20 protein-coding genes and 2 tRNA genes are annotated in these 21561 nt (G+C 70.9%); 11 read left to right on the top strand and 11 right to left on the bottom strand.

Translation table 11 applies throughout. The annotated features are described in order from the left end of the window. The first annotated feature begins 114 nt into the window (after positions 1-114). Positions 115-1089, top strand: a complete 975-nt coding sequence (locus BLQ63_RS03775; protein WP_091028771.1) for a phosphotransferase family protein — start codon at positions 115-117, stop codon at positions 1087-1089. Here the strand turns inward: BLQ63_RS03775 and BLQ63_RS03770 are convergent. The 4 genes from BLQ63_RS03770 to BLQ63_RS03755 form a co-directional block, all read right to left on the bottom strand. Beyond that, entirely contained in the window at positions 1086-1565 is a 480-nt protein-coding gene (locus tag BLQ63_RS03770) for a DUF4188 domain-containing protein (RefSeq protein ID WP_218125052.1), read from the bottom strand. The genes BLQ63_RS03775 and BLQ63_RS03770 overlap by 4 nt on opposite strands. Positions 1566-1699: 134 nt before the next feature. Continuing rightward, on the bottom strand, positions 1700-4132 hold the full coding sequence (locus BLQ63_RS03765) for a phosphoketolase family protein (RefSeq protein WP_091028767.1): 2433 nt from the start codon (positions 4130-4132) through the stop codon (positions 1700-1702). Positions 4133-4215: 83 nt separating this feature from the next. Then, positions 4216-4461 carry a hypothetical protein gene (locus tag BLQ63_RS03760; RefSeq protein ID WP_091028763.1) on the bottom strand — a complete coding sequence of 82 codons (246 nt, stop codon included), beginning with the start codon at positions 4459-4461 and terminating at the stop codon, positions 4216-4218. Beyond that, entirely contained in the window at positions 4461-4829 is a 369-nt protein-coding gene (locus BLQ63_RS03755; protein ID WP_091028760.1) for an ArsR/SmtB family transcription factor, read from the bottom strand. Before BLQ63_RS03755 ends, BLQ63_RS03760 begins: the two co-directional genes overlap by 1 nt. Before the next feature lie 110 nt (positions 4830-4939). Between BLQ63_RS03755 and BLQ63_RS03750 the strand changes: the two genes are divergently transcribed. The 4 genes from BLQ63_RS03750 (at position 4940) to BLQ63_RS03735 (ending at position 6626) form a co-directional block, all read left to right on the top strand. Next, complete coding sequence (locus BLQ63_RS03750; protein ID WP_091028756.1) at positions 4940-5608, top strand: GNAT family N-acetyltransferase; 669 nt, start codon at positions 4940-4942, stop codon at positions 5606-5608. Further along, positions 5605-6270, top strand: coding sequence for a GNAT family N-acetyltransferase (locus tag BLQ63_RS03745; protein ID WP_218125051.1), 666 nt, complete (start codon positions 5605-5607; stop codon positions 6268-6270). The genes BLQ63_RS03750 and BLQ63_RS03745 overlap by 4 nt, the downstream gene beginning before the upstream one ends. A 114-nt stretch (positions 6271-6384) precedes the next feature. Beyond that, positions 6385-6460: transfer RNA gene (locus BLQ63_RS03740), tRNA-Gly, on the top strand. Positions 6461-6525: 65 nt separating this feature from the next. Continuing rightward, positions 6526-6626: transfer RNA gene (locus tag BLQ63_RS03735), tRNA-Gly, on the top strand. A gap of 36 nt (positions 6627-6662) precedes the next feature. Here BLQ63_RS03735 and BLQ63_RS03730 read toward each other — a convergent pair. The 4 genes from BLQ63_RS03730 to BLQ63_RS29550 form a co-directional block, all read right to left on the bottom strand. After that, positions 6663-7307 carry a TetR/AcrR family transcriptional regulator gene (locus tag BLQ63_RS03730; protein WP_091028753.1) on the bottom strand — a complete coding sequence of 215 codons (645 nt, stop codon included), beginning with the start codon at positions 7305-7307 and terminating at the stop codon, positions 6663-6665. A 109-nt stretch (positions 7308-7416) separates the two neighbouring features. Then, complete coding sequence (locus BLQ63_RS03725) at positions 7417-8910, bottom strand: MFS transporter (protein ID WP_091028749.1); 1494 nt, start codon at positions 8908-8910, stop codon at positions 7417-7419. A 337-nt stretch (positions 8911-9247) separates the two neighbouring features. Next, positions 9248-9430 carry a hypothetical protein gene (locus BLQ63_RS03720; RefSeq protein WP_091028745.1) on the bottom strand — a complete coding sequence of 61 codons (183 nt, stop codon included), beginning with the start codon at positions 9428-9430 and terminating at the stop codon, positions 9248-9250. 134 nt (positions 9431-9564) lie between these two features. Further along, positions 9565-11220 (bottom strand): serine/threonine-protein kinase, encoded by a 1656-nt coding sequence (locus BLQ63_RS29550; protein ID WP_091028741.1) that lies wholly within the window; start codon positions 11218-11220, stop codon positions 9565-9567. Positions 11221-11576: 356 nt separating this feature from the next. Between BLQ63_RS29550 and BLQ63_RS03710 the strand changes: the two genes are divergently transcribed. Further along, a complete protein-coding gene (locus tag BLQ63_RS03710) occupies positions 11577-12722 on the top strand; it encodes a citrate synthase/methylcitrate synthase (RefSeq protein ID WP_091028737.1) in 1146 nt (381 codons plus the stop codon). Between the two features lie 61 nt (positions 12723-12783). Here the strand turns inward: BLQ63_RS03710 and BLQ63_RS03705 are convergent, their stop codons facing one another. Both BLQ63_RS03705 and BLQ63_RS03700 read right to left on the bottom strand, forming a co-directional pair. Beyond that, positions 12784-13059, bottom strand: coding sequence for a hypothetical protein (locus BLQ63_RS03705; protein ID WP_091028732.1), 276 nt, complete (start codon positions 13057-13059; stop codon positions 12784-12786). A gap of 2 nt (positions 13060-13061) precedes the next feature. Further along, positions 13062-13733: an EndoU domain-containing protein gene (locus BLQ63_RS03700; RefSeq protein WP_091028728.1), complete on the bottom strand. Its 672-nt coding sequence runs from the start codon at positions 13731-13733 to the stop codon at positions 13062-13064. Between the two features lie 231 nt (positions 13734-13964). Here BLQ63_RS03700 and pta point away from each other — a divergent pair, with 231 nt between their 5' ends. Next, a complete protein-coding gene (gene pta, locus BLQ63_RS03695; RefSeq protein ID WP_091028725.1) occupies positions 13965-16022 on the top strand; it encodes a phosphate acetyltransferase in 2058 nt (685 codons plus the stop codon). Positions 16023-16053: 31 nt separating this feature from the next. Continuing rightward, complete coding sequence (locus BLQ63_RS03690; RefSeq protein WP_091028720.1) at positions 16054-17238, top strand: acetate/propionate family kinase; 1185 nt, start codon at positions 16054-16056, stop codon at positions 17236-17238. A 68-nt stretch (positions 17239-17306) separates the two neighbouring features. Here the strand turns inward: BLQ63_RS03690 and BLQ63_RS03685 are convergent, their stop codons facing one another. Continuing rightward, entirely contained in the window at positions 17307-17741 is a 435-nt protein-coding gene (locus tag BLQ63_RS03685) for an SsgA family sporulation/cell division regulator (RefSeq protein ID WP_091028717.1), read from the bottom strand. 401 nt (positions 17742-18142) lie between these two features. Here BLQ63_RS03685 and BLQ63_RS03680 point away from each other — a divergent pair, with 401 nt between their 5' ends. From BLQ63_RS03680 to BLQ63_RS29545, 3 genes are all read left to right on the top strand, one after another. After that, positions 18143-18811 carry an O-methyltransferase gene (locus BLQ63_RS03680; RefSeq protein WP_091028714.1) on the top strand — a complete coding sequence of 223 codons (669 nt, stop codon included), beginning with the start codon at positions 18143-18145 and terminating at the stop codon, positions 18809-18811. A gap of 128 nt (positions 18812-18939) precedes the next feature. Next, entirely contained in the window at positions 18940-20106 is a 1167-nt protein-coding gene (locus BLQ63_RS03675; protein WP_091028710.1) for a glycosyltransferase, read from the top strand. A 249-nt stretch (positions 20107-20355) separates the two neighbouring features. Beyond that, entirely contained in the window at positions 20356-21348 is a 993-nt protein-coding gene (locus BLQ63_RS29545) for a glycosyltransferase family 9 protein (protein ID WP_218125050.1), read from the top strand. Positions 21349-21561: the final 213 nt, after the last annotated feature.

The raw sequence follows: 21561 nt of genomic DNA, 5'->3' as shown, positions 1-21561 counted from the left end.
AAGCCTCCCTTGTGTTTCCGCGCTTCGTCGCCTCCACGCTAGGCCCGGCACGAGTCGAGCGGATGACGGGATACCCCGTTGCGAGAGCGCTCCCCGCAGGGCCAGAATGGCGCGATGGAGATCGCGATCCGCCCCCGCCTCGACCGCGCCGACGTCGAGGCCGTCGTCCGCGGCGCGCTCGGCGCCGACCTGGAGTTCACGGCCCACGAGGAGTTCACCGACGGGTTCTTCAACGCCGCCCACGCGCTCCAGATCGCAGACGGGCCGCACGTGGTCGTCAAGGTCGCCCCCGACAAGGACCTCAAACTCCTGCGCTACGAGGTCGACCTCATGGCCACCGAGATCGAGTGCTTCGAGCGGGGCCTCGCCGCGGGCGTGCCGATGCCGAAGCTGCACCACGCCGACCCCGAAGGCGGCGTCATGATCATCGACCGCCTCGACGGCGTCTCGCTCCCCAACGCCAAGGAGCGGATCCCCGAAGCCGACCGCCTCGCCCTGCGCCGCGAGATCGGAGCCGCCGCGGCCCGCTACGCCACCGTCACCGGCGAGCGCTTCGGCTACCCGCGCAAGGACGGCCGCACCGGTGCCGACACCTGGTCGGCCTCGTTCCAGATGATGATCGACGACGTCCTCGCCGACATCGCGGAGCACGGCTCGCCGCTGCCGCGCCCGGCCGAGGAGATCAGGGCGCTCGTCGCCGCCGAACGCGACCTGCTCGACGAGGTGACCCGGCCCGCGCTGGTCCACTTCGACCTGTGGGACGGGAACGTCTTCGTCCGGCAGGGCGAGAACGGCTGGGGCCTCGAGGCGTTCATCGACGGCGAGCGGGCCTTCTACGGCGACCCGATCGCCGAACTCGTCTCGCTCGCCCTCGGCCCGGAGGACGAGAGGGCGGCGGTCGTGGAGGGCTTCCTGGGCCGGGAGATGACCGCGGGGGAGGAGCGCCGGCTCGCCCTCTACCGGATCTACCTGATGCTCATCCTCATCGCCGAGTGCGACGTGCGCGGCTTCGACGCCGAGACGACCGAGCATCAGATCACATCGGCCACCAAGGCGCTGGTCGCCAACCTGGAGGCGCTGGAGTCCTAAGCGGGCTCGTGGTGGTGGTCGTGGTCGTCGGGGTCGGTCCGCTTCGCGTCCTTCTCCTTGGTAGCGCGCGCGAGTCCGTACGGCGGCATGTTGATGTAGGACGTGTCGTACTCACCGGCCCGGACCTTGTACAGCTCGTGCCACAGGCCGACGTCGCCGTTGCTCTTGACGTTGCGGTTGAACCACTTCCAGAATCCGCGGTGCGCGTGGATCTGCGAGTGGGCGTAGTTCTCGAGGTGGTCGTCGCTGCGCCAGTACTGGACGACCATGATCACCCTGCCGCTGAACATGGTCCGCGAGTCCAGCAGGCCCAGTTCGGGGTCGGCCCCCAGCTCGCGCAGCATCTTCGGCATCGAGAGGAAGACCGGCACCCACTTGCCGAACTTCCAGAACCTGTTGACGCGCATGCCCACGGTGAAGACCACGAGGTCCTCGTCGTGATCGACCACTACCCGTCCGGGTCTGACCTTCGCCACGTGCGGACCTCCAAGGGGTTGCGAGTAAGGCTCCCCTAAGAGGTTAACGAAGGGTGTTCGCGTGGGATCACGACGGTCATCGGAACCGGCCGCGGCGCCTTCGCTTGCGCCGCAGCCGATCCTGTGAAACCGGACTAGCCCGGCCAGCTCCAGTCGGCGACGTCGGGCAGGTCCTCGCCGTACGTGCGGGTGTGCTCGCGGGCGGCGTGGCGGGCGTCGACCATGCGCTGGCGCAGGCCCGCGGCGTTCGCGCCCAGGCCCGGGACCCGGTCGATGACGTCCATGACCAGCCGGTACCGGTCGAGGTCGTTGAGCATGACCATGTCGAAGGGCGTGGTCGTGGTGCCCTCCTCCTTGTAGCCGCGCACGTGGATGTTGTCGTGGTTGGTGCGCCGGTACGTCAGCCGGTGGATGAGCGTCGGGTAGCCGTGGAAGGCGAACACGACCGGCTTGTCGGCGGTGAAGATCGTGTCGAACTGCCGGTCGCCCAGGCCGTGCGGATGCTCGGACTCGGGCTGGAGCCGCATGAGGTCCACGACGTTGACCACGCGCACCTTCAGCCGGGGCACGGTCTGGCGCAGCAGGTCGGCGGCGGCCAGGACCTCCAGCGTGGGCACGTCCCCGGCGCACGCGAGCACCACGTCGGGCTCGGCGCCGTCGTCGCTGGAGGCCCACTCCCAGATGCCCAGTCCCCGCTCGCAGTGGCGCACGGCCTCGTCCATGCCCGTGTACTGGAGCGCGGGCTGCTTCCCGGCGACGACCACGTTCACGTACTGGCGCGAGCGCAGACAGTGGTCCATCGTGGACAGGAGCGTGTTGGCGTCCGGCGGCAGGTAGACCCGCACGATGTCGGCCTTCTTATTCATCACGTGGTCGATGAAGCCCGGGTCCTGGTGCGAGAAGCCGTTGTGGTCTTGGCGCCACACGTGGCTCGACAGGAGGTAGTTGAGCGAGGCGATCGGCCGGCGCCATTCGATGTCGCCCGAGGCGTCCAGCCACTTGGCGTGCTGGTTGAACATCGAGTCGATGATGTGGATGAACGCCTCGTAGCTGGTGAACAGGCCGTGGCGCCCGGTCAGCAGGTAGCCCTCGAGCCAGCCCTCGCACAGGTGCTCCGAGAGGACCTCCATGACCCGGCCCTGCGGGGCCTGGTGCTCGTCGGTGGGCAGGATCTCGGCCCCCCACTGCCGGTCGGTGGTCTCGAAGGCCGCGCCGAGCCGGTTGGACTCGACCTCGTCGGGGCCGAAGAGGCGGAACCGGTCCGGGTTCGCCGCGATGACGTCCCGCAGCCAGGTCCCGAGCGTCCGGGTCGCCTCGCCGACCGTGCGGCCGTGGCCCTCGGTCGCGACGCCGTACTCGCGGTAGTCGGGGAGCACGAGGTCGCGCAGCACCAGGCCGCCGTTCGCGTGCGGGTTGGCGCTCATGCGCGCCGCGCCCCGCGGGTGCAGCCCGAGGAGTTCGGGGACGGGCTTGCCGGTGGCGTCGAACAGCTCCTCGGGCCGGTAGGACCGCATCCACGCCTCCAGCATCGCCAGATGTTCCGGATCGGTCCTGACTTTGGAGAGCGGCACCTGGTGCGCCCGCCAAGTGCCTTCCACCGGGACGCCGTCGACCTCGCTGGGCCCGGTCCAGCCCTTCGGGGTCCGCAGGATCACCATCGGCCACCTCGGGCGCACCGGGGCTCCGCTCTCGGCGAACGCTTGCGGAGCTGTAAATTTGCCAGTGCTGCGCCTGGCCGCGGCGCGGATCTCGGCGATCCGGTCGAAGCACGCGTCGAAAGTCGCGGCCATCAGCTGGTGCACCGCGGCCGGGTCGTCCCCCTCCACCAGGAACGGCTCGTAGCCCGCGCCCCGGAAGAACGACATGCGGTCCTCGTCCGAGATGCGCGCGAAGACCGTCGGATTCGCGATCTTGTAGCCGTTGAGGTGCAGGATCGGCAGGACCGTGCCGTCCGAGACCGGATTGAGGAACACATTGGACATCCACGAGGCCGCGAGCGGACCCGTCTCGGCCTCGCCGTCGCCGATCACGCACGCCACGGTCAGGTCCGGGTTGTCGAACGCGGCCCCGTAGGCGTGCGCGAGCGAGTAGCCCAGCTCGCCGCCCTCGTGGATCGAGCCGGGCACGTCCGCGGCCACGTGCGAGGGGATGCCGCCGGGGAAGGAGAACTGGCGGAACAGGTGCCGCATCCCCTCCTCGGAGTGGTCCACCGACGGGTGCAGCTCGGGGAAGGTGCCCTCCAGCCACGTGTTCGCCACGAGCGCCGGACCGCCGTGGCCGGGCCCGGCGATGTAGATCATGTCGAGGTCGCGCTCGGCGATGCAGCGGTTGAGGTGCGCGTAGATCAGGCTCAGGCCCGGGCTCGTGCCCCAGTGGCCGAGCAGGCGCGGCTTGACGTGCTCGGGGCGCAGCGGCTCGCGCAGCAGCGGGTTGTCGAGCAGATAGATCTGGCCGACCGTGAGGTAGTTCGCGGCCCGCCAGTAGGCGTCGATGCGCGCGAGCTCGTCGTCGGCGAGCGGAGCGGCGGCCAGGTCGGACCGCGCGGAGTCTTCTCGGGACGTGTCCATGCGTCAGAGAGTGCCGTATCAGGCGCGGGATAACCGTGATTCGGAAGAATTCCTCGCGCCCGATCGGGCCCCGCCCGCCGCCCCTAGTCGACCTCTCTGAGGATCCGCTCCACCGACGCCAGGCGGCCCTTGACCTCGATGAGCGACGCCTTGATCTCGGCCGCGTCCAGGCTGGACTTCTCGGCCAGCGCCCGGTAGTTCGCCTCCCGCGCCGCCGACGCCTTCGCCTTCGCGGCGGAGGCGATGGTGATGATCGTGACGATGATGATCGCGGTGATCAGCAGGAGGAATCCGAATGCGAACAGCATTCCGGCCTGTCCCATGTCCATTACTTGGCTTCCTTCTCGGTTTCGGTGGTGGTGCGGTCGGCCGTCTCCGGCAGCGTCGACAGCGCCGCCTTGACGACCTGCGGCGTGATCTCCAGTGCGAACGGGACCGACTCGAAGTACTTGACGGCCTTGCCGTCCTCCGAGAGCTCCAGCTCGCCGGTCACGAGTCCAGCCGCCTGGAGCTTCTGCAGGTGCATGTGGAGCAGCGGCCGGCTCATCCCCAGCTGGCGGGCCAGCAGGCTCACGTACTGCCTGCCGTCCGCCAGGGCGCCGAGGATGCGCAGCCGGTGCGGGTTCGCCAGGGCCGAGCAGGCCGCGAGCAGCGCCTCGCCCGTCAGCGCCCCGGCGGCGGTGTCCTCCGACGGCATGTCAACCATCCTTATCTCATGTCAGAAAAACCTTACACATGAAAGCCAGGTCTGTCCACTCCGGCGGAAAACGGATTGCCGCCCCGACGCCGCGCCGCCAGAATCGAGGCATGCTCGCCGACCACCTGCCGATCCACCGCCTCCGACTGCGCACCGAGCGCCTGGAGCTGCGCCTGCCCGACTTCGAAGAACTCGGCGCGCTGGCCGACGCCGCCGCGGCAGGCGTCCACGACCCGTCCTTCATGCCCTTCTCGATCCCCTGGACCGAAGGCGGACCCGCCGAGGCCGCCCGCAGCGTCGCCCTCTGGTACCACCGCGCCATCGGCCGCTGGGACGAGAACGACTGGGGCTTCCCCTTCGTCGTCTTCCGCGACGGCGAGCCGATCGGCGTCCAGGTGACCGGCGGCAAGAAGTTCGCCCTCGCCCGCGAGGTCGACTCGGGCTCGTGGATCGGCATGGCCCACCAGGGCAACGGCTTCGGCACCGAGATGCGCGCGGCCGTACTCCACTTCGCCTTCGCCGGGCTCGGCGCCGAGACCGCGAAGAGCGGCTCCTACATCGGCAACGACGCCTCCGAGCGCGTCTCGCGCCGCCTCGGCTACCGCCCCGACGGCGAAGAGGTCCACGTGGTGCGGGGCGAACGCCGCCTCCTGCGACGCTGGCGCCTCAGTCGCGAGGACTGGGAGGCGAACCGCAAGCACGAGGTCGCCGTCGAAGGACTCGACGGCGAGGTGCTCGCCATGCTCGGCCTCCGCGGCGACGACGAAAGCGAGTCATGATGCTCACCGACTACCTGCCGGTCTACCGGCTCCGACTGCGCACCGAGCGCCTGGAGCTGCGCCTGCCCGACCTCGACGACCTGGTCGCGCTCGCCGACCAGGCGGCCGCGGGCGTCCACGACCCGTCCTTCATGCCGTTCGTCCAGCCCTGGACCGAGGCCGAACCCCTCGAACGGGGCCGCGCCACCATCCAGTGGCAGATGCGCGCGATCATGACATCGACCCCCGAGGCCTGGGCGTTGCCGTTCGTCGTCGTCCACGACAGCCTGATCATCGGCCTCCAGGAGGTCTCGGCCAAGGAGTACCGGGCCACCCGCGAGGGCTCGACCGGCTCGTGGCTCGGGCTCGTCCACCACGGCAACGGCTTCGGCACCGAGATGCGCGCCGCCGTGCTCGACTTCCTCTTCACCGGGCTCGGCGCGGACTACGCCCTCAGTGCCTCCTTCGACGGCAACGGCCCGTCGCAGGGCGTCTCGCGCAAGCTCGGCTATCGGGAGGACGGCATCGATCACCGTGTGCTGCACGGCGAACGGCGCGTCGACCGGCGCTGGCGGCTCAGTCGCGAGGACTGGGAGGCGAACCGCGAGCACGAGGTCGCGATCGAGGGCCTCGACGACGAGGTGCGGGCCGCGCTCGGCCTCGGCGGGGACGCCGAGAAGTGACCGGGAGGGGCGCGGTTCAGGCGTGAGCCGCGCCCCAATCGGGCCCAAGGCCCCATGAAGGAGCGATGAACGGTGCGATACAGTAATGCTCGTTCAGGGGGCGACTCTGTGAATGCGGACGTAGCGCAGTTGGTAGCGCGACACCTTGCCAAGGTGTAGGTCGCCGGTTCGATCCCGGTCGTCCGCTCCATGATCGAGGGGCCTGGCAGTGATGCCGGGCCCTTTCGCTTGCCCGGGTATCGGGGTCGGTTCGGGGCGGACGTAGCGCAGTTGGCGGTGCTGTTTGCAGCGCTTCGCGCTGGTGCGACACCTTGCCAAGGTGTAGGTCGCCGTTTCGATCCCGGTCGTCCGCTCCATGATCGAAGGGCCCGGCATCACTGCCGGGCCCTTTCTCATTCCTTCATGTTCCTCGGTATCCAGCGGGCGCCCATCTCCTCGTCGGACACCGGGCTCCCCGGCAGCGGCGCCGCGCCCGGCTCCCGCAGCGCCTCCAGGTACAGCTCGAGCGCCCGCAGCCGCACCGCGCGCGTCCGCTCGGCGTCGCCGATGTTGATCGAGCAGATCGACTCGGTGACCATCTGGAGGTCCCCGTTCTCCACATCCGCGCGCAGGATCCCCGCCGACTTGAAGCGCTTCATCATCTCCCGGTTCGCCGCGTCGCCGTCGACGGCGGCCTTGAACATCTCGGGGCTCGGCGTGAACGTCCCGGCCAGCCGCACGGTGATCGACGGCGTGTCCGCCAGTACGACCCCTCGCATGAAGGCGCGGAACGCCTCCCACGGGTCGCCCTCGGCCTCGACCGCCTCGCTCACCAGCTCCAGGTACCGCGCCAGGCCGTCGGCGCAGAGCTTGCGCAGCAGGTCCTCCTTGCTCGGGTAGCGCCGGTACAGCGCGCTGATGCCGACTCCGGCGCGCTTGGCGACCTCGGCGATCGGCGCCTCGGGATCGGCCACGAACACCTCGTGGGCGGCTTCGAGGATCAGCTTGTCGTTGCGGGCGGCCTGCGCCTTGCGCCCGCTGAGCGGCTTGTCGGTCATGATGGCATCCTAACCGGAACAGAACGGTTCCTTCTGGTGTGGTTTGGGCGACGACGACCGCGACCGGCCCGGCCCGCGAGGGCCCGACCGGTCGCAGCGCCGAAGGGGATCAGTGCTCGGCCTTGGCCTGCTTCGGGAGGCCGAAGACCACCAGGAAGGCCACGATCGTCAGCGCGATGGTCAGTCCCGTAACCAGCTGGGCCGCGCTCATCGCCTCGGCCTCGCCGCCGCCGATCGCGAACCGGCCGAAGAAGACCGTTCCGAGACCGGCCACGCCCAGCGCGCACGCGCCCTGCTGGAAGGACTCCAGGAGCCCCGAGGCCGAGCCGACCTCGTGGTCCTCCAGCTCACCGGTGATGATCCCGAACAGCGGCACGAAGATCATGCCCATCCCGATGCCGAAGATCAGCAGGGCCGGCGCCATCGACCAGGTGCCGGGCGCGGCGGCGGTGCCGAACTGGAACCACAGGACCGTCAGGCCCGCCGCCATCGTGCCGAGGCCGAGGTGGAGGACGGCGCGTCCGAGCTTCGGGGCGAGGCCGGCGCTGGCACCGGAGCCGATGAACGCGCCGACCGCCCAGGCGGCCATCGCCAGGCTGGCCTTCAGGGGGCTGAAGCCGAGGCCGAGCTGGAGGAACAGGCCGACCGCGAGGGAGAAGCCGGTGACGGCCCCGAAGAAGACCACGCAGAAGGCGACGCCGGAGACGTAGGAGCGCTTGGTGAAGACGCTCAGCTCGATGAGCGCGGACTTGCCGGAGCGGGCGCGCTTGACCTGGGTGACCGCGAAGAGGGCCAGGACCGGGGCCGAGGAGGCGAGCATGACGAGCGACCAGGTCGGCCAGCCGGCCTCGTGGCCTTCGACCAGCGGGTAGAGCAGCAGGCCCATGCCGGCGGCGGCGATGAGCGCGCCGCCGAGGTCGAGCTTGAGGCCCTTGGCGATCGGGGCCCCGGCGGGCAGGATCTTGGCGCCGAGGGCGAGCGCGGCGATGCCGAGGGGGAGGTTGATGAGGAAGATCGAGCGCCAGCCGGTGCCGAACAGGTCGGCCTCCACGAGCACGCCGGCCAGGATCGGGCCGCCGATGGAGGCGAGGCCGATGAGCGGGCCGAAGACGGCGTAGGCCTTGCCCATCTCCCGGCCGAACATGTCGCGGATCAGCCCGAAGCACTGCGGGATCATCACGGCCGCGAACGCGCCCTGGACGACGCGGGCCGCCAGGAGCAGTTCGATCGATTCGGCGGCGCCGCAGGCGAGCGAGGCGGCGAGGAAGCCGACGAGGCCGATCACGAGGATGCGCTTGCGCCCGAACATGTCGCCGAGTCGTCCGCCGGTGAGGAGGCCGACCGCGAGGGCGAGGGTGTAGCCGGCCGCGAGCCACTGGATGGTGGCGGCGGTGCCGCCGAGTTCGGTCCGGATGGCCGGGGCCGCGACGTTGACGATCGAGGCGTCGAGCAGGTTGAGGAGGGTGGCCGCGAGGATCGCGATGAGCCCGAGCCAGCGCCGGGGGAAGGGCGCCGGGGCGGTTTCGGCCGGGGTGGCCGCGGCCGGGGCCGCGGTCTCGGCGGAACCGGTGTCGGTTGACGGGGTGTCGACTGTGAAGGTCACAGCTGCCTCCGGAAGGTCTGAGTTCAGTGGAACGGAACGCTTGATTCCACTATAACAGACCGGAACGATCCGTTCCACTATGAGGGCCGAGTTTTCCTCCCGGAATTTCGCCTAGCCGATCGAGCTGCGGAAACGCGGAAAGGCCGCGGCGTAGTCAGGGGATAAGTCAGGCGCTAGCCTTCAAATCGGGCATCCGGAGGCGCCCCCGAATCAACGATGCCGCGCGGGTACGACGAACGCCGCGGACCCGCTGCGAACCCGCGCCGGATCCGGCGAATCCGCTGGGCGCGGTCTCGGTGCGCTCGGGCCCGGTGCCGCGGACTCGGCGCACCCGGGCTCAGGCCTGCTGGCCCGCGTTCAGGTAGCCGAAGATGATGATCATCGCGACCGCGACGATCACCAGCCACAGCGTCGCCTTGCGGAACTTGTGGCGGGCGCCGGGGGAGAACCACATGACCGCGGCGATGATGAGCAGTACCCCGACCACCACGCCGGGCGCGGAGTTGATGCCTTCGTTCAACTTGATCCCAATCCCGTCAGAGGCCGACCGTGCCTCGATCTTTCTACCGGTCGCCGACTCCATCATTCAGGCCGGGGCCCGGCCGGTCAACCCGTCCGCCGATTCCGGACACCAAGCGGGACGGGCGAACCCGTTCACCACTCGCAGGTCGTGCCCTCGGCGTTGCGGCTGTGGTACGACAGCGAGATCGTCGCGTCGTAGTCCGCGGTCTCGCCCGCGGGCGGCGACTGCTGCATGACCGTGCAGTGCGCCGGCTCCGGAGTCATGAACCAGTACCCCAGTTCGGCGACCGCACCGGTGAAGCCCTGCCCGCTCAGGTAGTCCCTGGCCTCGAACGTGGTCATGCCCGTGACCGGGGGGACCTCGCCGCTGCCCTCCTTCGGGGCGGTCTCGGTCTCATCGTCCTCGTCGGACCCGCCGCCGGTCTCGCCGCCGCCCTCATCGGTGCCCCCGCCCTCCTCGGTGGTGGCCTCCCCCTGCGGCGACGCCTCCTCCGAGGTCGCCTCGGCGGAAGGACTGCCCGATGCGCTCGGCTCGCCCGAGGACGCGTCGTCCGAAGCCTCGCCCGAAGTCGTCGCCTCCCCCTCGCCCGCCTGCAGCGGCGAGTCGCCGCTCCACGGGCTCCAGACCACGATCCCGATCGCCGCCACGAGGGCCGCGACGGCGACGCCCACCAGCACGAGCCGCCGACGCTTGCGCCGGTCCTCCTCGCGCGGCGCCGAAGCGACCGCCGGCGGCGTCACCGGCGGTTCGGCCGGAGGCGTGAACGGCACGAAAGCCGGGCGCCCGCCCGCCTCCGGCCCGAGCTCTACAGTGGCGGCCTCCGCGCCGGACTCGACAGGCGCTGCCTGGACCGGTGCGGCCTGAACTGGAGCGGCCGGGACGTCGCCCGTCCCGCTTCCCCCCGCCGTCACGAAGAGGCCGCCCACCTCGCCCCTCACCGGGGACGAGGCCGCCACCGGGTGCTCCCCGGTCGTCGCGGCCCGGCAGGCCGCGGCCAGGACCTCGCCCGAGGGCCACCGCTCCTCAGGGGTCTTCTGGAGCGTCCTCGCGACCACCCCGGCGATCGCGGGCGGCACGTTCCCGGGCAGCGCCGGCGGCTCGGAGTACAAGTGGCCGTGGATGATCGCCGCCGGGTCCTCCGCATCGAACGGCGGCGCCCCCGCCAGGCACTCGTACGCCACGGCGCCCAGCGAGTACAGGTCGGACGAACCCGTGACGCCCTTGTCCCGCAACTGCTCCGGCGACACGTACGGCGCCGTCCCCAGCACCGCGTCGGTCGGCGTCAGGCGCGAGCGGTGCGCGAACAGCGAGATCCCGAAGTCCACCACCCGGACGCGGTCGTCCGCGTCGATGAGGATGTTGCCGGGCTTGACGTCCCGGTGGACGATCCCGCGCCGGTGCGCCGTCGCCAGCGTCTCGGCCGCCTCGGCGATGATCCGCATCGTCCGCGCCGGGTCCAGCCGCTCCTCGCGATGCAGCAGCTCGGCCAGCGAATCGCCCTCGACCAGCTCCATCACCAGATACGGCACCTCGCGGTCGCCGTCGGGCTCCTCGCCGAAGTCGTAGACCTCGACCCAGCCGGGCCCCTTGAGGCTCGCCAGGGTCTTCGCCTCGCGCTCGAACCGGTCCCGCGGATGCTGCGAGCCGTCCAGGCCCGCGTGCAGCACCTTGACGGCCACCTCGCGCTCCAGCCGCTCGTCCTGGGCCCGCCACACCGAGCCCATGCCGCCTGAGGCGATGACGCGTTCGAGCCGGTAGCGGCCGGCGATGAGGGTTCCGGAGTCCACGTGCGAGATCCTCGTTCAAGGTTGTGATGCGGCGCCGGGGGATCGGATCACCTGCGGGCCAGGCAGAACGGGGGGTCCGGCGGCTCGCGGGCAGACGCTGCTGTCGGGCAGGGGTCCACTCTAATGCGGCCTCGCGCGGAGCCGAGGTGCGCTCTAGAGCGATGTTCGAAACCAGTGTGACTTCCCACCGCCCCGGGCGCGCTGGCGGGTCGCCGTTCGGGCCCTGGGCGCGCGAAATCCCGTAGGCTGACAGGCGAACCGGAACGGCGATCTTGACAGGCCCTGCCAGTCGGTGACGCGCGATCGCGCCGCCCCGCCGACCACCCGCCCGACCGCCCCGCCGAGGAGGAGCACCAATGACCGAATTCATCGAAGTCCCCAAGGGCCTGGACCGCGTCATCGTCGCCGACACCGAGATCGGCGACGTCCGCGGCGACGAGGGCTTCTACCACTACCGCCAGTACAGCGCCGTCGACCTCGCCGAACGCTGCTCGTTCGAGCAGGTCTGGTACCTCATGACCCACGCCGCGCTCCCCACCCGCGACCAGCTCGCGCGGTTCAAGACCCAGGTCGCCCCCCACCGCGCGCTCACCCCGCTGCTGCGCGAACTCCTGCCCCACCTCAAGGGCGCCACGCCGCTCGACGGCCTGCGCACCGCCCTGTCCGCCGCGTGCGCCGCCCGCCCCATGCGCCCGGTCCTCGACATCGACGAGGCCGCCCGCGCCGACGACGCCCTCTTCGCCTGCGCCGTGACGCCGACGATCCTCACCGCGCTGTGGCGCATCGGCCAGGGCCTCGAACCCCTCGACCCCCGCGACGACCTCGGCTACGCCGCCAACTACCTGTACATGATGACCGGCACCGTCCCCTCCGACGAGGCCGCGAGCGCCATCGAGCACTACCTGATCCTCACCGTCGACCACGGCTTCAACGCCTCCACGTTCACCGCCCGCGTCATCGCCTCCACCGGCGCCGACGTCGGCGCGGCCCTCGTCGGCGCCATCGGCGCCCTCTCCGGCCCGCTCCACGGCGGCGCGCCCGCCCGGGCCCTCGACGCGCTCGACGCGATCGGCGGCCCCGACAACATCGACGGCTGGATCCGCGGCGAACTCGAGGCCGGACGGCGCATCATGGGCTTCGGCCACAACGTCTACAAGACCGAGGACCCCCGCTCCAACCACCTGAAGCACGTCGCCACCGGCATGGGCGGCGACATCGTGGACTTCTCCAAGACCGTCGAACGGCGCGTCGTCGAGATCCTCGCCGAGGTCAAACCCGGACGCAAGCTCTACACGAACGTCGAGTTCTACGCGGGCGTCGTCATGGAGCTCGCCGGCGTGCCCCGCCCCATGTTCACGCCCACGTTCACCACCAGCCGCGTCGTCGGCTGGAGCGCCAACATCCTCGAGCAGGCCCGCGACTCCAAGATCATCCGGCCCCGGGCCCGCTACGTCGGCGCCCCGCCGCCCCAACCGGTCCCCGAAGGCGGCTTCGCCGACTGAGACCCGCGCCGCCGTTCACCCCTTCGGGCGACACGGGCGGCGCGGACCGGCGTAGTTGCGTCTATCGGTTTCCCGATTCGAGGGTGAGTCCGCTCAATTTCGCGCGCATCTCCTCGTTGTCCTTGAGGTGGTCGACCATCTTCGAGAGCTGCTCGCGCTCCTGGGCACTCACTGGAATCTGGTCGTCGACCAAGACCCACACCAGTCCCTCGACCAGCCGCCAGTACTCCCCTGAAACCTGCATCCCCTCATAGATGTTGAGAAAACGCTGCGGCATCCGCGGCAGAAGCCGCTCTATCACCGCGTCGGTGAGGTCGTAGAAATCGTCCTGATCCATGCTCATCGTCTCCTCGGGTTCCGCTTGACGCCCGGCCCCTTGACCGGCCATCCCGCCTCGATGCTCCCGTCCGGGCGCACGACTGCCTGCACCGTGACGCCACGGTGGATCCCCTCGGCGATGAAGTTCCGCCCGGTCAGATCCGGGTTGACCTTGCTCGGCCGCTCGGCCACTGCTGCAAGCGCTTCACTGATGTCCTCATCGTCCCAGCCTTCGGGGAATTCGGACTTCCCCGGGCGTCCCGTGCCGAAGGCGTGGCCGCCCTTCTCGGGGTTGTCATCATCCCCGTTCACCACGTGGTGGAGATCCGACCAACCTATCCGGTGCGGTCGGCCGACCGGGTATCCGCTTGAACCGAAACTCGGCGGTTCCGGTGGTCGTGTTCCCGATCTCGTGTTTTCGGCACCGCTTCCCGCAATCGAGGCGATGTATTCGCCCAGACGGTCGTTGCCGGCCTCGAGCGCGTCGAGTGCTTCGGCGAGGCCCTCGCGGGCCGCGCCGAGCGATGCGAGACCGTCGAGGGCATCGGGGTTGGAGGCGCCGTCGAGACCGGCTTGCAAAGGGGTGAGCGTGCTTTCGAGCCGGTCGTCGGCTGCTCGGAGATTGGCCGCGGCTTGTTCCGCCGTCGTGATCGCCGTGCGCAGGACCGCCGCGACGTCACCGATGGATGCCATGCAGATCCTCGGGTAGGGGATGGTCAGCGTAAGGAATCTATTGCGGGCCCGCAAGGCTCAGCGTGCCCGCGGAACCTTGCAAGCCGCAGGGCGCTCGTCGGCCCCGCCGGGTCCGTTCCTCTTCCCACCGCGGGCAAACACCCGGATCGGGCCCCGGCGGGCCCAAGCTCACAGGTGAGCCGCCGCGCAGATCGGCTGCGCGGCGCGCACGGGGTGGATAGCGTTGGAGCCGTGGCTCAAAGTCTCTACCTCGCCAGCTTGGACCCCAACAGCGGCAAGTCGACCGTCGCTGTCGGCGTCATGGACCTCCTCACCAGGCGCGCCGGCTCAGTAGCCGTCTTCCGCCCCATCGTCCGCGACGCGGACACGACCGGCGGCGACCCCGTCATCACCCTCCTTCGCGACCAGTACCGGCTCCCCGCCCCCTACGAGGCCTCCGTCGGCGTCACCTACTCCGACGTGCGCGACGACGCCGACGCGGCCCTCAGCCAGATCGTCGAGCGCTACCACGCGCTGGCCGACCGGCACGAGGTCGTCCTCGTCGTCGGCTCCGACTACTCCGACGTGGCCGCGTCGGTCGAGTTCACCTTCAACACGCGCGTCGCGGTCAACCTCGCCGCGCCGCTGCTGCTGGTCATCACCGGCTACCGCAAGACCCCCGCCGACATCGCCGCCGCGCTGCGCTTCGGCGTCGCCCAGGCCGAAGCCGACCACGCGACGGTCCTGGGCACGGTCGTCAACCGCGTCGACCCCGCCGACGCCGACCTCGTCAAGGCCGCCCACCCGGGCACCGGCGTGATCGCCGACGACCCGGTCATCGAGGCCCCCACCGTCGCCGAACTCATCGCGGCCGCGGACGCGACCCTCATCTCCGGCGACCCCGACGTCCTCACCCGCACCGTCGGCGACGTGGTCGTCGCCGCCATGACCCTCCCGAACCTGCTCACCCGCCTCGCCGACGACAAGGCCGTGATCCTTCCCGGCGACCGCTCCGAAGTCCTCCTCGGACTCCTCGCCGCCCACCTCGCCGAGGGCACGCCGAGCCTCTCGGCGGTGTTCCTCACCGGGGGCCTGCGGCCCGAGCCGCAGATCCTCGACATCGTCGCGGGCCTGGACTCGCGCCTGCCGATCGCGCTCGTCCAGCACGACACGTTCGACATGGCCAACCTCGTCGGCGACGTCGGCGGGTCCCTCGCCGCGGGCGGGCCCCGCAAGATCACCCGCGCCCTGGAGGACTTCGCCGCGGGCGTCGACGGGGAGGACCTGCTCGACCGGCTCGCGCTCTCCAAGCCGACCGTGGTCACCCCGATCATGTTCGAGCACGCGATGATCGGACGCGCCAAGGCCCTCGACAAGCACATCGTCCTCCCCGAGGGCGCCGAACCGCGCATCCTCAAGGCCGCCGAGATCCTCATCCGCCGCGACGTCGCCCGCCTGACCCTCCTCGGCGTGGAGTCCGAGGTGCGCGCCCAGGCGGCCCAGCTCGGCGTCGACATCGGCGGGGCCGCGATCCTCAACCCCGGCGACCACGAGATCCGCGAGCGCTTCGCGAAGGAGTACGCGAACCTGCGCGCCCACAAGGGCGTCACCGTCGACGCCGCCTACGACACCGTCGCCGACGTCTCCTACTTCGGCACGATGATGGTCCACACCGGCATGGCCGACGGCATGGTCTCCGGCGCGGTGCACACCACCGCCCACACCATCCGGCCCTCGTTCGAGATCATCAAGACCAAACCCGAAGTCGCCGTGGTCTCCTCGGTGTTCTTCATGTGTCTGGAAGACCGCGTCCTGGTGTACGGCGACTGCGCGGTGAACCCCAACCCCGATGCCGAGCAGCTCGCCGACATCGCGCTATCCTCTGCTGACACCGCCACCGAGTTCGGCGTGGAACCGCGCGTGGCGATGCTCTCCTACTCCACCGGCACCTCCGGCAGCGGCGAAGCCGTCGACAAGGTCCGGGCGGCCACCGAGATCGTCAGGTCCCGCCGGCCCGACCTCCCGGTGGAGGGACCGATCCAGTACGACGCCGCCGCCGACGCCGGCGTCGCGGGCACGAAACTGCCGCAGTCGCAGGTTGCGGGAAAGGCCACCGTCTTCATCGTCCCCGACCTCAACACCGGCAACAACCTGTACAAGGCCGTGCAGCGCTCGGCCGGCGCGATCGCGGTCGGACCGGTCCTGCAGGGCCTGCGCAAGCCCGTGAACGACCTGTCCCGCGGCGCCACCGTGCCCGACATCGTCAACACCGTCGCGCTGACCGCCATCCAGGCGAGCCAGACCGCATGAGCACGCCACCGCGCCTTAGAGGGGAAGTTCCATGAGCGCACCGGTCCTGGTGATCAACTCCGGGTCCTCGTCGATCAAGTACCAGCTGGTCGACGGCGACACCCTGGAGGCCTCGACCTCGGGCGTGATCGAGCGCATCGGACAGTCCGAGTCGATCCTCACCCACCGGCACGCGGGCGAGAAGCACGAGCGGCGCGAGCGCTTCGCCGACCACGCCGCCGGACTGGAGGCGATGGTCGCGGCCTTCCAGGAGCACGGGACGCCCTTGGCGGGCTCGGGGCTCATCGCGGTGGCGCACCGCGTCGTCCACGGCGGCGAGCGGTTCGTGCAGCCGGTCGTCATCGACGACGAGGTGGAGCAGGCCGTCGAGCGCCTCTCGGCCCTCGCGCCCCTGCACAACCCCGCGAACCTGGAGGGCATCAGGGTCGCGCGCAAGCTCTTCCCGCGCCTGCCGCAGGTCGCCGTGTTCGACACCGCGTTCCACGCCACGGTGCCCGAGCGGGCCCACCTGTACGCGGTGCCCGCCGCCTGGCGCGAGGAGCACGGGGTGCGCCGCTACGGCTTCCACGGGACCTCGCACGCCTACGTCTCGCGCAAGGCCGCCGAGCTGCTCGGCAAGAGCCCCAAGGCGGTCAACGTGATCGTCGCGCACCTCGGCAACGGCGCCTCGGTCACCGCCGTGGAGCGGGGCCGGTCGATCGACACGTCGATGGGCCTGACGCCCCTCGAAGGCCTGGTCATGGGGACGCGGTCGGGCGACATCGACCCGGCGATCGTCTTCCACATGCACCGCCAGACCGGCGCCTCGTTCGAGGACCTGGACGCGGCGCTGAACAAGGACTCGGGGATGCTCGCCCTCACCGGCGAGATCGACATGCGCGCGGTCGAGCGGGCCGCCGAGGGCGGCGACCGGGCCGCGCAGGTCGCCCTCGAGATCTACTGCTACCGCATCCGCAAGTACATCGGCTCCTACATCGCCGCGCTCGGCGGCGCCGACGCGATCGCGTTCACCGCCGGCATCGGCGAGAACTCCGCGGAGGTGCGCGCGGGCGCGCTCGGCTCGCTCGTGGCCCTCGGCGTGCAGCTCGACGAGGCCGCGAACGCCGCCGGAGGGCCGATCATCTCGACCCCGGACTCGCCGATCACCGTGATGGTCGTCCCGACCAACGAGGAAGGCGAGATCGCGCGCCAGACCGCGAACCTCCTCCAGAGCTGACGGGCACGCGAAGGGCGGACCGGTTTCCCGGTCCGCCCTTCGGCTCGCTGGTATGGCAGTTCGGGCGGCTACACGCCCCCGGCCAGGAGTTTGGTGAGGGTCGTGTCCATGTCCACATAGCCCGATTCGCGGCCGCGAGGCACCAGGCTGTAGGCCCGGCGGAGGAAGCGCTGCACGACGCCGCGGTTGATCTCGAAGAGGGCGTTCCCGTCCGGCGACGACAGGGCCAGGGCCACCGACTCGCCGCGCGGCGTGGTCCACGGCCACACCCGCACGTCCCCGATCCCGGTGGGCTCCTCGAGCCCCTTCGCGAGCAGTTCGCGGGAGAAGGACCAGGCGACCTGGTCGGCGTCCGACCCGTCGGGGTGGAACATCACGCAGACCGCGTACGGGTCGTCCGGGTCGTAGCGCAGGCTCGCCCGGACGCTCACCGTCGCGAAGTCGGGCGCGACGAGCCGCATGGTGGTCCCGATATCGACAGTCGCCGATCGTGCCATGCTCATAGCGATACCCCCCAGTGTGCGGCCCGCTCCCCCCGAAGCCGGCCGTCGTCCCAGTCCGCCGCCGCACCGGAGGACCGGATTCTCAGCGGTGAACAAGTCGTGATTCAGGTCTATCATTCAAGCCGTTGCACCGTACGACGATCGGCAAGACCGAGCCCGGCGCGTTCCGCTGATTCAGGGGCAAATTCAGACAAAAGACTACGGTTAATCCTCCGTCAATGTCGTAATTACAACAACAACCTTCACCCATTAGCGGTACTATTCCCCGCGCAGCTCGAGCCCCTAGGCAATGGGCGCATCCCGTCGGCGCGCTCGCAAGCGCAATTATCGGAGTGAGCCCGGCGCCCGCGCGGTGATAGCGTTTCATCCGAAGTCCTCGGACTCCCCGGAAGGAGCGAACAATGGGCCAAGCGCAATGGACCGAAGTCGACGGATTCCTCGGGTCGCTGCTCGTCGGCGAGGACGAGGTCCTCGCCGAGGCGACCGCCGCGGCCCAGCGGGCCGGACTGCCGCCGATCTCCATCTCGCCCGCGCAGGGCAAGCTCCTCTACCTGCTCGCCAAGACCCTCGGCGCCCGCCGCATCCTGGAGATCGGCACGCTCGGCGGTTACAGCGCGATCTGGATGGCGCGGGCGCTGCCCGCCGACGGCCACCTCATCAGCCTCGAATACAGCCCCCGGCACGCCGAGGTCGCCAGCGGCAACATCGCACGAGCCGGCCTCGTGGGCACCGTGGAGATCCGCGTCGGCGCCGCGGGGGAGCTGCTGCCCAAGCTCGCCGCCGAGGGCGCCGAGCCGTTCGACATGGTCTTCATCGACGCCGACAAGGGCGGCTACCCGAACTACCTCGACTGGTCGCTCAAGCTGACCCGGCCCGGATCGCTGATCGTGGCCGACAACGTGGTGCGCGGCGGCGCGGTCGCCGACGGGCTCAGCCGCGACCCGAACGTGCAGGGCGTGCGCTCCTACCTCGAGCAGGTGGCGGCCCACCCGCGCCTGGAGGGCACCGTCATGCAGACCGTCGGCGTGAAGGGCTACGACGGGATCTCCATCGCCCGCGTCCTCGAATAGCGACGAGACGAATCGGGGCGGCGGACGCGAGTCCGCCGCCTTCCCACCGCCGGGCGCCGCGCGCCGCCCGATCCGGCGGCGGGTCCGCTGAGCGGTTGACGACCACCCGTTCGGGGTACAAGCCGGGCATGAGGATCGCAATCGTATCGGTGCACGCCAGCCCCCTGCGGGACGGCGGCGGCTTGAACATCCACATCGCACAATCGGCGGCGGCGCTGGTGCGGCAGGGCTGCGAGGTCACGGTCTACACCCGGCGCGACCAGCCCGACATCGAGGCCGCGATCGACACGCCCGAGGGCTACGCGGTCGTCCACATCGACGCCGGCCCCGCCGAACCGCTGCCCAGGGACGCCCTCATGCCGTACATGGGGCGCTTCGGCGAGCGCCTCGGCGAGTCGTGGGGCATCGAGCGGCCCGACGTCGTCCACGCCCACTTCTGGCTCTCCGGACTGGCCGCGCTCAGGGCGGCGCTGCCGCTGGAAGTGCCCGTGGTGCAGTCCTTCCACGGACTCGGCGCCGTCGAGCGCCGCCACCTCGGCGCCGCCGACCCGAACCCCAGGGAGCGCGTCGGCATCGAGCGGGAGATCGCCAACACCTGCAACGGGATCATCGCCTCCTGCGAGGAGGAGGCGGCCGACCTCGCCGAGATCGGCGTCCCCGCCGACAAGATCGCGGTCGTCCCCGGCGGAGTCGATCTCAACCTGTTCTGCCCGGTCGGCCCGTCCGCCGGGAGGGACGCGCGGACCCGGATGCTCAGCGCCGGAAGTCTGATGCGGCGCAAGGGGATCGACACCGCCATCGTCGCGCTCCAGCGGCTGCCGTCCACGGAGCTGATCATCGCCGGAGGACCCGAGCGGGGCCGGGCGGACGACGACGCGGAGGCGCGGCGGCTGCGGTGGGTCGCCGAGGAGGCCGGCGTCTCGGAGCGGGTGCTCATGCTCGGCGGGGTCGAACACGACGCGATGCCCGCGCTGTACCGGGCCGCCGACGTGGTCGTGTGCACGCCCTGGTTCGAGCCGTTCGGGATGGCGCCGCTGGAGGGCATGGCCTGCGGCGTGCCGGTCGTGGCCTCCGCGGTCGGATGCCTGAAGGACCTCGTGGTCGACGGCGCGACCGGGCGGCTCCTCGACGAGGCGTACCCGGACACGGTCGCGGAGGCGGTGCGGCCGTACCTGGACGACCCGGCGCTGGCCGAACGCGACGGCCTCGCGGCCCGCGCGCGGGCCTGCGGACAGTACTCGTGGGAAGCCGTTGCGGCCGCATCGATCAAGGTCTGCGAGAACGCGCTGGTGTGACCGGGCTCGTGCGACGCCCGATCCCACTGGTGCGAACACGGCCGAGACCGACTGCCGCGCAGGGGCGACTCCAGCAGAGCCGCCGGGAAGGGCCCCCGGTCTCGATGATGCCCGCGGGGTACGACGATCCGGTCCCGACGATCGACCGTCGAGAAGGCTTGCGGCCGTGAGGTTTGCCACTGTTGCTAACGGGTAGGCGAAAAGTACTGGTTTCGAACGCCAGTATTCAGCCGGACTCGGGAGGCCACAGTGAACTCATGGATCGGAAACCGCGACGCCGAACCCGCTGCCGACCCCGAAACCGCCGGAGGCACCGTCCTCGTCCTGCGCGCCCGCGGCGCCGGCGACCTCCTCACCGCCGTCCCCGCCCTCCGAGCCCTGCGAAAAGCCTTCCCCGACAAGCGGATCGTGCTCGCCGCGCCCGAGCACCTGCGGGCCCTCGCCGACCTCGTCGAAGCCGTCGACCGGCTCCAGCCCACCAGCGGCATCGGCGACCTCCACTGGCACAACGACGCCCCCGACCTCGCCGTGAACCTCCACGGCCGCGGCCCCGACAGCGTCCGCGACCTCCTCGGCACCGGACCCGGCGAGATCATCGCCCACCGCCACCCCGACCTCCCCGCCCTCAGCGGACCTCGCTGGCGGCCCGAGCTCCACGAGGTCGACCGCTGGTGCCGCCTCCTGGGCGACCACGGCATCGCCGCCGACCCCACCGACCTGCTCCTCGCCCCGTCGCCGCGGCCCACGCCGCATGTCGGCACCGTCGTGGTCCACCCCGGCGCCGCGTCCGCGTCCCGGCGCTGGCCGGCCGACCGCTTCGCCTGGGTCGCAAGGCGACTCCAGGACGACGGCCACGAAATAGCCATCACCGGACGCCCCGAAGACCTCGCGTTGTCCCGCTCGGTGGCCGCCGCCGGCGGCATCGCGCCGTGGCGGGTCCTGGCGGGCCACACCGGACTGGAGGAGTTCGCGGCCGTGGTCGCCTCCGCGCGGCTGGTGCTGTGCGGGGACACCGGCGTCGCGCACCTGGCGACCGCGTTCGGGACGCCGTCGGTGGTCCTGTTCGGGCCGACGCCGCCCACGCTGTGGGGCCCGCCGCCGTGGCGGCGGCGCCACCGCGCCCTGTGGGCCGGGCGCAGCGGCGACCGGCACGCCGAGCGGCCGGCGGAAGGCCTCCTCGAACTCTCCCAGGAGCAGGTGCTGCGCGAATCCCGCCGCCTCCTGGACCGCTACCCGTTCTGACGCGGGTGGACCGCTACACGTTCTGGCGCGGGGACACCCGTTCTGACCCGGCCGCACCCGTTCGGGTGACATGGACGCCGCCGGGCCCGGTTCTTGTCACACCCGCGCGGGAAGGTTGCGGCTACCTTTCCCCGGGAGGGTGGGGGTTAGGGATGGTAGGCAGTAAGGGCGGGTCGGCGGGTCGGCGGGTCGGCGGGTCGGCGGGTCGGCGGG

This window comes from Glycomyces harbinensis, from assembly GCF_900101745.1.
GTDB lineage: Bacteria > Actinomycetota > Actinomycetes > Mycobacteriales > Micromonosporaceae > Glycomyces > Glycomyces harbinensis.
Note: the sequence above shows the minus strand (reverse complement) of the source record. Positions and strands in the feature narration are given on the sequence as shown.

Coding starts and splice junctions, on each gene's coding strand:
- BLQ63_RS03730 (WP_091028753.1), bottom strand. CDS start 7,307: ATGACCGACAAGCCGCTCAGCGGGCGCAAGGCGCAGGCCGCCCGCAAC.
- BLQ63_RS03680 (WP_091028714.1), top strand. CDS start 18,143: ATGGGCCAAGCGCAATGGACCGAAGTCGACGGATTCCTCGGGTCGCTG.
- BLQ63_RS03755 (WP_091028760.1), bottom strand. CDS start 4,829: ATGCCGTCGGAGGACACCGCCGCCGGGGCGCTGACGGGCGAGGCGCTG.
- BLQ63_RS03700 (WP_091028728.1), bottom strand. CDS start 13,733: ATGGCATCCATCGGTGACGTCGCGGCGGTCCTGCGCACGGCGATCACG.
- BLQ63_RS03690 (WP_091028720.1), top strand. CDS start 16,054: ATGAGCGCACCGGTCCTGGTGATCAACTCCGGGTCCTCGTCGATCAAG.
- BLQ63_RS03750 (WP_091028756.1), top strand. CDS start 4,940: ATGCTCGCCGACCACCTGCCGATCCACCGCCTCCGACTGCGCACCGAG.
- BLQ63_RS03760 (WP_091028763.1), bottom strand. CDS start 4,461: ATGGACATGGGACAGGCCGGAATGCTGTTCGCATTCGGATTCCTCCTG.
- BLQ63_RS03745 (WP_218125051.1), top strand. CDS start 5,605: ATGATGCTCACCGACTACCTGCCGGTCTACCGGCTCCGACTGCGCACC.
- BLQ63_RS03710 (WP_091028737.1), top strand. CDS start 11,577: ATGACCGAATTCATCGAAGTCCCCAAGGGCCTGGACCGCGTCATCGTC.
- BLQ63_RS03765 (WP_091028767.1), bottom strand. CDS start 4,132: ATGGACACGTCCCGAGAAGACTCCGCGCGGTCCGACCTGGCCGCCGCT.
- BLQ63_RS03775 (WP_091028771.1), top strand. CDS start 115: ATGGAGATCGCGATCCGCCCCCGCCTCGACCGCGCCGACGTCGAGGCC.
- BLQ63_RS03685 (WP_091028717.1), bottom strand. CDS start 17,741: ATGAGCATGGCACGATCGGCGACTGTCGATATCGGGACCACCATGCGG.
- BLQ63_RS03675 (WP_091028710.1), top strand. CDS start 18,940: ATGAGGATCGCAATCGTATCGGTGCACGCCAGCCCCCTGCGGGACGGC.
- BLQ63_RS03705 (WP_091028732.1), bottom strand. CDS start 13,059: ATGGATCAGGACGATTTCTACGACCTCACCGACGCGGTGATAGAGCGG.